A 10,973-nucleotide genomic window follows, 5' to 3' on the forward strand; every position below is an offset into this window, starting at 1 on the left:
GGCAAAATTGTAGAAAACGGCTAAAAAGATTTATACATATACAAGACTTTATAGCTAATTCGGAAAAATGTGCGCCAAATGTTTGCTAATCCTTATTTTTATGATAAAATATAATCACGAAATTATTTTTTGCGCCGCCGAAACGACATATTGCGGCGCGTACTTCAAGGAGGTAAAAATGAGTTTAGACCCAAAAAGAAAGGCCTATCTCGAATCGCTGTGCAGGCAGTTTCGCATAGATGTGATAGAAACTCTGCATTCGGTACAGACCGGTCATCCCGGCGGCTCGTTATCGGTGTGTGAGATCCTCACGGCGATATTTTTTGAGAAAGCGAGGTTCGACGCGAAAAACCCGAAGTGGCCCGGCCGCGACCGTATAGTTTTAAGCAAAGGCCACGCGGCTCCGATGCTTTACCGTATACTCGCCGAGCTTGAGTTCTTCCCGAAGGAGGATCTAAAGACTCTGCGCCAGGCGGGAAGCCACCTTCAGGGACATCCGTCGCCCAATCATACCCCCGGTATAGAGATACCTACGGGTCCTCTGGGCTTCGGCTACTCCGCGGCGCTCGGCATGGCGCTGGCACAGCGCATGGACTATCCCGACGCGTATACTTACGCTATCTTAGGAGACGGCGAAACGAACGAGGGCATCGTTTGGGAGGCCGCTATGTCCGCGTCCAAATTCAAGGCGGACAACTTTATCACCATACTTGACAACAACCACGTACAGCTCGACGGTCCGAGCAGCGTTATCATGCCGATGGGCGATATCCACGCAAAGTGGAGCGCGTTCGGATACAACGTGATACACTGCAACGGCCACGACGTAGAGGACGTATGCGACGCCATAGACGAGGCGAAGGCAAAGAAGGGAATGCCTTCTATAATAATCGCCGAGACCGTAAAGGGCAAGGGCGTATCGTTTATGGAAGGCAACAACAAGTGGCACGGAAGCGCAATAGACGATGAAAGCTATAAGAAGGCCATGGCCGAGCTTAAAGGAGGTGCTTCGGATGCCTAAATCAATAAGAGACGCATACGGCGAAGCATTAAGAAAATACGGCGTGCCCAGTAAGAACGTAGTCGTGCTCGACGCCGACCTTTCCGGCTCCACGAAGTCGGCGCTGTTTGCAAAGGAAGCGCCCGAACGCTTCTTCAACGTGGGCATAAGCGAGAACAACATGGTCGCAATGGCGGCGGGCATGTCCACCTGCGGCAAGACCGTATTCGTAAATACGTTCACTTCGTTCCTTACGACTATAGGCGCATGCGCCGCAAAGGCGCTTATTTCCTACGGCAGGCTCAACGTAAAGATGGCGGGCGCTTACGCCGGCCTTTCGGGCGCATACGACGGACCCAGCCACCACGCGCTTGAGGACGTTGCGATAATGCGCGCGCTGCCCAATTTTACGGTGTTCGTTGCGAGCGACGAGATAATGACGGACAAGCTTACGAAATATCTTGCGCAGGAACACATAGGCCCTGCGTACCTGCGCCTTTCGAGAGAAGCCTTACCCGTAGTTTACTCCGAGAGCGACACGTTCGTTCCCGGCGGCTCGAAGGTGCTCTGCGAGGGAAATGACGCCGTAATATTCACCATGGGCTTTATGGTATCGAAGTCGCTCGAAGCGGCGAAAAAGCTTAAAGAAGAAGGTATTGAGGCAACTGTTATTGACCTTTATTCGATAAAGCCCATAGACCGCGATACCATAGTAAAATACGCCAAAGCCTGCGGCGCCGTAGTTGCGGCGGAGGAGCACAATATCATCGGCGGACTTACGAGCGCCGTGTCTGAGGTGATGCTCACCGAGGGCGCTTACGCGCCGCTCGAGTCGGTGTCGATGCCCGACAGACACGCCGAAACAGGCAAGTATGCCGACCTTACGAAGAAGTTCGGCTTTACCGCCGAGGCCGTAGAGGCTGCCGTAAAGAAAGCAATAGAGAGAAAAGGCAAATAACTTAGACCAAAAAAGTCCCGTTTGCGTATGCAGGCGGGGCTTTTTTATATTATAAGCTCCGTTTCGCTCCCCCCGGCGTATACATGCTTTATCTCATGCGGCGCGCGCGGGGAGGCCGACTCTGTTGTTTTTCGCCATCTGCGACTTTTAGGGTCGAACTCGAACGTAAAGACAACGGCGCCTAAGACCGTATGTATAACCGGCGCGCCGCGTTTTTCGCAAAGCGAGATCTCCGTGTCGGGCGGCGCGTCTGAAAGGTCGTGTATCGCGCGCGCCCTTTTTTTTCGTATGTCTGTCTCTATAAGAAAAAGGCGGCCGCTTTTTAAGAATGCCGCATATAGCGTATCTTTTTTTAAAAGCGCCCTTATTTGAGAGGCGCCCGCGCCCGAAAGGAGGGGCGAAATGTAGGCTCTCTCCCTTTTCGCAGAGAAGAACGACGCCTTGAGTACGCCCTTTTCGTCCTCGAATACGGCGCACACGACGTTTTCGTTTGAGACTGCGGCAAAGGCGTCCCACGACGATATGTATGAAAGCAGGGACGGCGTGTGCCCGCTTTTTTTAAGAGGCGTCATGCAGAGCGCGTATTTTTCGGCGCTTTTTACCGAAAAGAGCGCGTAGACCTCGCCGTTATGCGGGCAGAGCGCGAAGCTTTTTTCATAATACCCCGACGTCTTCGGTATAAGCACGTCGAAGCGGCGCCATGCGCCATTTTTATAGATGATTTTCGTTATTACGCCGCTTTTTGTCTGCGCTATTATAAAAACGGCGCCGCTTTCGCTCATGCATACGTCGATAGAGCCTTTCGCGTTTTTAAAAAGCGATTTTTGAGCGCCGTCCTTTAGGGGCGGCTTTCTTATCGTTATGCCTGTGTGCAAAGACACATAAAGCGCAAGATCGCCGTCGGTATGGCTTATGTGAAATTCCCTCTCCAATTTTATCGCTCCCTTCGCACAGTATACATAATATGCGCATGCGCGCGCTTCAATCACCAAAATGCTCATATCGCATAAAATATACTGTGGCGAACGAACAACCGTATCGCCCGAAAGATTATTTTTACAGGAGGAAATCATGGCTGCAAGAAACGAGACTGCGCGGGCGGTACGTGAAGCCGTATGTATCGACACAAAGCGCATATACGACTCCTGCCGCGACCGCGACTGTCTGAGGGATCTGCCCGTATATTTCCCCAGATGCACGATACCCGTTATAAACAGGGCCCAAAGTGTGCGCGCAAAGGGGATAGAGCTTATATGGGCGGATATCGACACGGAGGCGATATCCTTCAACAGGGGATATTATTCCGTAAGCATACGCTATTATTTCAGAATAACGCTTGACGTATTCACGGGGATGGGACAGTCGGTAAGCGTTTCGGGCGTGGCAACGGCCGACAAGACGGCTATACTTTTCGGCTCGGAGGGCTCCGCCAGAACATTCAGCTCGAAGTATACGGCGGGCGACAGCGACAGCGCCCAAAGGCAGACCGACAATCTGCCGGAGGCAAGCGTTGAAACGGTAGACCCGATGATACTTCAGGCGCGCATAGCCGATACCGCGTCCGAGGGGGACGATTGCTGCTGCTGTTGCTGCTTCGACGCGCAGAGACTGCCCGGATGCGTTTCGGGCGTGTTTGAGGATGAGATAACGCCCGAAGCCGACAGACAGGTGCTTGTTACGATAGGTATTTTCTCGATAATAAGGCTTTCGAGAAAGGTGCAGATCCTTATACCCGTTTACGATTTCTGCATACCCCAAAGAGACTGCGAGGGTGCGGCTGCCGGTACAGAACAGGATCCGTGCGAGCTGTTTTCGCAGTTCGGCTTCCCCATGGACGACTTTTTCCCTCCGAACAGAAGCGCGTTCGAGGACAACTGCTGCTGCGACTGAAAAAAGAGACGCGAAGCTTTGCATTGAAACGAGAAAGAAACGGCGCGGAATTGGCTCCCGCGCCGTTTCGGCATATTTTTATGCAGGCGTTCCGTATTCTCATGCACCTGCCTCTCACGCGAGGCGGGGCGGGCGTTATAGAACCAAGGTTCTAAGGTTCCTTTTCAAGTTTTCTTCCCTTGCTTTGAAAGCAAGTAAGAACCTTAAAACTCAGTTTTAAGAATTTGATCCCCCTGCCGGGGGGCCTACTTTTCACAAAAGCAGCGCTTTTGTGAAAGAAACGGCGCGAACACAATGTCCGCGCCGTTTCGGCGTAAAAGGGCGCCCCAGCCTTTCGGCCGGGGCGTATTATATGCAGGCAAAGCCTGCGGTGAGGGGGAAGCGTTAATGTTCAATGTCCGAAAGCGTGGCGCTGTTTGCGTATACTGTCACGGAATATTCTGTGTTCGGTTCGTAGCGGTAGATCTCTTTATGCTTTAAGTCTTCAAGTACGTCGCTTATCTGCGCGCTTCCGAATACGGAGAAAAGCGTGCTGCGGTAAGGATAAGTGTAAACCGTCACATCGGCGCAGAGCACATACTGCCCATCCTCAGGGTAGATCTTTTGCCCTACGGTCACGTCTTCTTCCGCATACGGCGAAGTATCGTCGTATGTCTCCTCTTCATAATAGACGTATTCGTCTTTTTGGCCGTAATCGTAATAATAATACCGCCCGAGCGTGCTGTCGTAGCCGAAATCGTCCTTTCTTTCGCCCGAAACGAGAAGATACTCCTCAGAGGCGGTCCCGCATCCCATATAGCTGCTTTGGCTGCTGATTTCCACTATAAGAAGGTCGTTTTGTATTTTGTCGTCTTCTACGAATGAAAAGGCGGCTTCGTTTTGCGCGCCGGGATCATATATTTCGGGCATTATGCGTATACTTCGGATGCCTGCGCTTTTCGGAAGCGATATTTCATATCTTTCGGTATTAACGGACGCGCCGCTTTCTTCAATGGTCTTTGCGCCCTTATATACGTAGCTTCCGAATTCTATCACGGTAACGCCCGCGCCTATACCTACGAGAAGTATGCCTATAATGAACATGACGAGAAGCTTTTTATACGTCATGCCTCACACCTCCTTTGACTGCGCGGGGGCGGCCTTTTCTTTTGGCTGCTTTTTTCCGAAAAGCGCCTTGAATACCGCCCAGATGAGCGAAAGAAGGCAGAGCGTGCAGCCGAGCGCGATGAGCATTATGCCTATTATCCCGAAGCCCTGCACGACTAGCGCGATGCTTGCGCCGAGCCCCGCGACGGCGGCCACTGCGATAATGATAACGGGTATCATGATAATAACGACGACGATTTTAAGTATAACGCCGAGCACCGACCCGAAAACATGCGCCGCGGAAGGGGAGGAGCCCTTTTCGGAAGCGGCGCTCGCGCCTGCGCCGTCAGGCGTCCTGTTTTGCCATGTAAAGCCGTGATAGCGCGGTTTTTCGCCGTTTTTCGCCTTTTCGCCGTTTTCTTTATTCGTTTCGCTTTCGCCGCTTGCTTCGTAAGGCTCGTTATTCATTCCGCGCACGAAATCGCGCGCCTCCTTTTCACCCGTGTATTTGTCGCTTGCGACGCGCTGAAAGAAAAAGTAAAGCGCGTAGCATACTACGGCGATATATATCACGTTTATAAGCACGGCCATGATAACGCCTATCATGCTGCCGAAGGAGTAGGGCAGCGATCGGAACGCGCCCATCGAAACAGCGGTGAGAAGCCCCGCCGGTATCCGCAGCAGCACGAGCAATATGATGAGCAGAATGAACTTTATAACTATGCCGAATATCTGCTTCGCGTTCTTTTTTGACAGCGAATCGGCCGTGCGGTTCATCCAATCGGTAAGGCGCGACACCTTATCCGCCACCTTTTTTTCAAACGTGTGCTCCTGTTCTTTGTTTTGGCTTGCGTAATCCGGATCGAGATCATAGGCCCTGAGTATCTCGCGCGCAAGCTCGTCCAAGTCTCCGAAATCGGCGATGGCGTCTTCTTCGCTTTGGCCTTCGGCCGTCTTCATGTCGATATGCTGGGAGTATTCGTATATTATATCGTCGCGCTCCTTCTTGCTTAATACCAAAAGCCTGTCGGAAAGACGCTTTAAGAATTCATCTTTTTTCAATGCTTATACACCTCCTTGGTTTAATTGTCCGCTTTTATGAATTCATCAACTTTTTTATGGAATTTTATCCATTCTTCCTTAAGCTCGCGCTTTCGTTCGCGCCCGAGCGATGTAAGATGATAATATTTCCTGGGCGGGCCTTCGCTCGATTCTTTGAGATAAGTATCGAAATAGCGCTCGTTCGTGAGCCTTTTTAAAAGGGGATATATCGTCCCTTCGTTCACGTCGATTATTTTTGACACCTCGCTTACGAGCTCGTAGCCGTACATGTCCTTTTTGTCGAGCGACATAAGCACGACGAGCTCTAAAACGCCTTTCTTGAACTGTGTATTCACAACGCGATCACCTCCCGTTTACGCTGTTATTATAATCAAGGTATTATGCATTGTCAAGTACTAAGCATAAAAAAATACTGTAAAAATTTTAATACCGTGAATTTCCGTTCGCATATTGTTAAATAACGCGGAACATGGTAAAATAAAATGTAAAAATATACGAGGAGGCGATTATTTTGATCTCGATCTACCGCACCGAGAGCGACGTAACGAAAGAAATAGATACTATTCAGCCGGGAAGCTGGGTCAAACTTGTCGCCCCCACCGAGGAAGAAATGCAGTTCGTCTCGGAAAAGCTGGGTATCGAGCTCGACTTTTTAAAGGCCGCGACAGACGAAGAGGAGCGCGCCCGTCTTGAGATAGAAGAAGAGGCGACGCTCATACTCGTAGATACTCCCGTAGTGGCGGAGGAGCAGGGGCTTGAGCTTCATAACGCCATACCGCTTGGCATAATATACACTCCGAGCAACATAGTTACGGTATGTCTTCGCGACGTGGAGATATTGAGCCAATTCCACACGACGCGCGTTTTAAGGTATTCAACGAAAAAGAAGAACCGCTTTGTGCTTCAGATACTTTATAAGAACGCGGCAAAGTTTTTGTTCTATCTTAAACAGATAGACAAGTCGTCTACGCGCGTGGAAAGAGAGCTTCACAAGTCGATGAAGAACGAGGAGCTTATACAGATGCTGAAGCTCGAAAAGTCGCTCGTTTACTTCTCCACTTCGATAAAGTCCAACGAGGTGGTCATGGAGAAGCTTCTGCGTATGGCGTTCATAAAGGAATATCCCGACGACCTCGATCTTTTGGAGGACGTTATCATAGAGAATAAGCAGGCTATGGAGATGTGCGCCATCTATCGCGACATTTTAAGCGGCACCATGGACGCCTTTGCGTCGGTCATCTCGAACAACTTAAACATCGTCATGAAGGTGCTCACCTCGCTTACGATAATTATTTCGGTGCCTACGCTTATCGCAAGCCTGTGGGGCATGAACGTACACGTGCCGTTCGCCCAGTCGCCGGGAGGATTTTGGATAGTGCTTGCCATATCGCTTGCATGCTCGCTTGTCGCCGTTGTGCTTCTTAACATAAAGAAGCTGTTATGATATCAAATATGATAGTACTTGCGGCGGGGCGAAATACATGTTACCTTATAAGTAAGAAAAAACCAGAGGAGGCATGAAAATGAAAACAAGTGTTACCGAAGTTTTGGGTATAGAATATCCCGTTATATGCGGAGCAATGGCGGCAGTATCGTCGCCGCGCCTTGTGGCGGCAGTATCGGAAGCGGGAGGACTCGGCGTTTTGGCGTCGGGAACGCTCAAGCCCGATGAGTTGAGACGGTATATAGACGAAACGAAGGCACTTACAGATAAGCCGTTCGCCGTAAATCTGCTCATGAGAAGCGACAACGCCGACGAGATGACAGATATCATCATAGAAAAGGGCGTAAAGATAGTTATGAGCGGCGCGGGAAGCCCCGAACGCTTTATGCCGAAGTTCAAGGAAAACGGCATAAAGGTGGTGCCGGTCATCCCCAACGTAAAGACCGCAAAGAAAATGGAGGCGCTGGGCGTTGACGCCGTAGTTGCCGAGGGCATGGAGTCGGGCGGCTTTATCGGAGAGACTACGACGCTTCCGCTTATCCCGCAGGTGTGCGACGCGGTGAAGATACCCGTTATCGCGGCGGGCGGCATAGCCGACGGACGCGCGATGGCGGCAGCTTTTATATTGGGAGCGCGCGGCATTCAGATGGGCACGAGATTTTTGGCATGCGAAGAATGCGATATACATGACAACTGCAAATCGGCCGTAGTTGCGGCGAACGACACGGCGACGGTCATCATGGGACGCGCGCTGCGCCACGGCGTGAGAGGCCTTCGCACGGAAGTTTCGGAAAAGCTTTTGGAGGCCGAAAGAAACGGCGACGGCAAGACGTTCCATAACGTGCTTATCGAAAGCGTAGGCAATGCCGTTCGCGGCGGCGATATGACGAACGGCTCGCTTATGTGCGGACAGATAGCCGGCGTTATACATGACGTAAAGCCCGCGCGCGACATTATAGTTGACATTTGCCGCGAGGCGGAGAACATTTTAAAGAATTTTAAGATTTAACTTTTCTTATGAAAAAGACGACTTACCGAACGGTAGATCTTGAGGACGGACGCCCCTCGCTTGCGGAGGCGTTGGTCAGACTCGAACACGAGATAAAATATTCGAGGTCGCTGAACATTGGCATATTAAAGCTGATACACGGCTACGGCTCGTCCGGGAAGGGCGGAAGGCTGAAAAACGGAGTGCGCGCAAGGCTTTTGGAGCTAAAAGAGAGCGGCAGGATATCCTTTTTCGTAAAGGGCGAGGATTTTTCGATATTCAACGCCGAAGCCGTAAGGCTTTTGGACGAATGCGGCGAGCTTAGGCATTCCCGCGATCTTGACCGGGGGAATGTGGGCGTGACGTTCGTAAAAATTAAATAACAAATGCGCGTATTTTTGTTGACTTTTTAGGCATATTTGATTAGAATATAACCGAAGGGCAATTCGCTTTTTCTGAAAGGAAGTGTTACAATGCAGAACGACAACAATAATCTTCCGGTAAACAATCAGAACATTCCGGGAAGGACACAAGCCATTATAAGCCTTGTGCTCGGCATTATCGCCGTTATTTGCTGCTTTACAAAGGCAGGCGCGATAGTCGGCGTTATTTTGGGCATAGTCGGCATAGTTATGGCGAGAAAGGCAAAGAATCTGGGCTTTGTGGGCGGAATGCAGAAGGCCGGATTTATACTTTCGCTTATTGCGATCATAATCTGCATCATCGCATTTATCGCTGCGATAGCTTTAGTGGGCGTTCTCTTCGCCGCTGCAAGCTGACAAGAGCGAACCTGTGCCCGCTGCGGCGATTTTCTTCGGGAGATCCGCTGCGGCGGGCATTATGCTTTTATGGGGCGAAAAAGCAAAACGAACGCCCCGTGAAAGAAAATGCATTTTGAAAGAAGGAAAACGGTCCTATGGATCATCAGTTTTTAAATGAAGCGCAAAAAATGCGCGAGAAGCTTGTTTTATGGAGGCGGGACCTTCACCGCATACCCGAAACGGGGCTTTGTCTGCCGCAAACGTCGTCGTATATAAAGGCAAGGCTTGAGGATATGGGGATAGAGTGCAGCGTAAGCCGAAAGTACAGTCATGTTACCGCCGTTTTGGGCGAGGGTGAGAGATGCTTTCTTCTTCGCAGCGATATGGACGCGCTTCCTTTAAGAGAGGAGAGCGGCCTTGATTTCGCATCGGAAAACGGCTGTATGCACGCCTGCGGCCACGACCTTCATACGGCTATGCTGCTCGGCGCGGCCGCAATACTCAAGGCGCACGAAAGCGAGCTTTCCGGACGGGTCAAGCTTTTGTTCCAGTCGGGAGAGGAGATATTCGAGGGCGCGGCAAGCGCGATAGACGAAGGCGTTTTAACAAACCCCGAGGTGGACGCCGCGTTTGGCATGCACGTTGCCAGCACGGCCCCCGTGGGATATATACCGTACGGATACGACCCGCTGTCGTCGGCATACACCTTCCGCATCGTCGTAAAAGGCAAGGGCACGCACGCTTCAACGCCGCAGGACGGCATAAGCCCCATAAACGGAGCCGTTCACATATATCTTGCGCTTCAGGAGCTTATTTCGCGCGAGACGGCGGCAAGTCAGGAGGCCGTTTTGACTATCGGCAAGCTTTGGGCGGGGCAGGCGAGCAACGTGATACCGGAGCAGGCCGTAATGGAGGGGACGCTTCGCACGTTCGACCCCAGGCAGAACGAGTATCTTATACGCCGCATCGAGGAGGTCTCTGTCGGCATCGCCCATGCGTACCGCTGCAAGGCGGAGGTGACGACAAAAAGCAGCTGTCCGGCAATGATAAACGACCGCGAGCTTACGGACGAGATAACGTCGTATATAAATGAGCTGGGCGGCTTTAAGGTGAGGCCCATTTTTCACACCATGGGCGCGGAGGATTTCGCGTTCTTTGCGGACAGGGTCAGATGCTGTTATCTCGCCATCGGCGCGATGTACGGCAACGGCTATCCCGTTTACACGCAGCACAGCCCGAAGGTGCGCTTCAACGAGGACGCGATACCGAAGGGGGCGGCTGTTTACGCGGCTGCCGCCGCGCGGTGGCTTGAGGATCATAAGAAGTAAAAAACGGCGTGCCTTAAACGCGAGGCACGCCGCTGTTTTAGAACTGCGGTTCTACGACTCCTTTTCAAGTTGCTTTTGCTTGCTTGAAAAGCAAGGACAAATTTTAAAAGCTGGCGCTTTTAAGACTTTTTTCGCCTGCGCGGCGGGCGGGGGGTCGCAAAAGCGCTGCTTTTGAAACATTTCTCTTGCTTTAGAAGCAAGAACCAAATTTTTAGAACCGAGGTTCTAATACTCCTTTTCCCCCTGCCGGGGGGCGTGCTTTTCACAAAAGCGCTGCTTTTGAAACATTTCTCTTGCTTTGAAAGCAAGAAGAAATTTTAGAACCAAGGTTCTAATACTCCTATCCCCCTGCCGGGGGGCCTACTTTTGTAACCTCAGACCACCCCAAAAAATCCGCTTCGCGTATTTTTAGGGGACCCCGGCGTACCAAAAGTTCCGAGAGACTGCCGCCTCTCG

General features: G+C 51.3%; 12 protein-coding genes. 8 read left to right on the forward strand and 4 right to left on the reverse strand.

The window, feature by feature from the left end; all coding sequences use genetic code 11:
- Window positions 1-178: 178 nt before the first annotated feature.
- Window positions 179-1,021 carry a transketolase gene (locus IJG50_03415; protein ID MBQ3378896.1) on the forward strand — a complete coding sequence of 281 codons (843 nt, stop codon included), beginning with the start codon at window positions 179-181 and terminating at the stop codon, window positions 1,019-1,021.
- Window positions 1,014-1,958, forward strand: a complete 945-nt coding sequence (locus IJG50_03420; GenBank protein ID MBQ3378897.1) for a transketolase family protein — start codon at window positions 1,014-1,016, stop codon at window positions 1,956-1,958. The genes IJG50_03415 and IJG50_03420 overlap by 8 nt, the downstream gene beginning before the upstream one ends.
- Window positions 1,959-2,002: 44 nt before the next feature.
- On the opposite strand, the gene IJG50_03425 is transcribed toward IJG50_03420, so the two are convergent.
- Window positions 2,003-2,890: a hypothetical protein gene (locus IJG50_03425; protein MBQ3378898.1), complete on the reverse strand. Its 888-nt coding sequence runs from the start codon at window positions 2,888-2,890 to the stop codon at window positions 2,003-2,005.
- Between the two features lie 139 nt (window positions 2,891-3,029).
- Between IJG50_03425 and IJG50_03430 the strand changes: the two genes are divergently transcribed.
- Window positions 3,030-3,848 (forward strand): hypothetical protein, encoded by an 819-nt coding sequence (locus tag IJG50_03430; protein MBQ3378899.1) that lies wholly within the window; start codon window positions 3,030-3,032, stop codon window positions 3,846-3,848.
- 384 nt (window positions 3,849-4,232) lie between these two features.
- Here the strand turns inward: IJG50_03430 and IJG50_03435 are convergent, their stop codons facing one another.
- From IJG50_03435 to IJG50_03445, 3 genes are read right to left on the reverse strand one after another with little or no spacing between them, the layout of a single operon-like run.
- Window positions 4,233-4,955, reverse strand: coding sequence for a hypothetical protein (locus IJG50_03435; GenBank protein ID MBQ3378900.1), 723 nt, complete (start codon window positions 4,953-4,955; stop codon window positions 4,233-4,235).
- Window positions 4,956-4,958: 3 nt separating this feature from the next.
- Entirely contained in the window at window positions 4,959-5,996 is a 1,038-nt protein-coding gene (locus IJG50_03440; protein MBQ3378901.1) for a DUF1700 domain-containing protein, read from the reverse strand.
- Window positions 5,997-6,016: 20 nt separating this feature from the next.
- A complete protein-coding gene (locus tag IJG50_03445) occupies window positions 6,017-6,331 on the reverse strand; it encodes a PadR family transcriptional regulator (protein ID MBQ3378902.1) in 315 nt (104 codons plus the stop codon).
- A 176-nt stretch (window positions 6,332-6,507) separates the two neighbouring features.
- Between IJG50_03445 and IJG50_03450 the strand changes: the two genes are divergently transcribed.
- The 5 genes from IJG50_03450 (at window position 6,508) to IJG50_03470 (ending at window position 10,517) form a co-directional block, all read left to right on the forward strand.
- Window positions 6,508-7,440 carry a magnesium transporter CorA family protein gene (locus IJG50_03450; protein MBQ3378903.1) on the forward strand — a complete coding sequence of 311 codons (933 nt, stop codon included), beginning with the start codon at window positions 6,508-6,510 and terminating at the stop codon, window positions 7,438-7,440.
- A gap of 79 nt (window positions 7,441-7,519) precedes the next feature.
- Window positions 7,520-8,449 carry a nitronate monooxygenase gene (locus IJG50_03455; protein ID MBQ3378904.1) on the forward strand — a complete coding sequence of 310 codons (930 nt, stop codon included), beginning with the start codon at window positions 7,520-7,522 and terminating at the stop codon, window positions 8,447-8,449.
- Window positions 8,450-8,457: 8 nt separating this feature from the next.
- Entirely contained in the window at window positions 8,458-8,811 is a 354-nt protein-coding gene (locus IJG50_03460; protein MBQ3378905.1) for a hypothetical protein, read from the forward strand.
- A gap of 90 nt (window positions 8,812-8,901) precedes the next feature.
- The gene (locus IJG50_03465) at window positions 8,902-9,207 is read left to right on the forward strand and encodes a hypothetical protein (protein MBQ3378906.1); all 306 of its coding nucleotides are present in this window, start codon (window positions 8,902-8,904) and stop codon (window positions 9,205-9,207) included.
- Window positions 9,208-9,377: 170 nt separating this feature from the next.
- The gene (locus IJG50_03470) at window positions 9,378-10,517 is read left to right on the forward strand and encodes an amidohydrolase (protein ID MBQ3378907.1); all 1,140 of its coding nucleotides are present in this window, start codon (window positions 9,378-9,380) and stop codon (window positions 10,515-10,517) included.
- Window positions 10,518-10,973: the final 456 nt, after the last annotated feature.

It is taken from the genome of Clostridia bacterium (genome assembly GCA_017405765.1).
Classification (GTDB): domain Bacteria; phylum Bacillota; class Clostridia; order Oscillospirales; family RGIG577; genus RGIG577.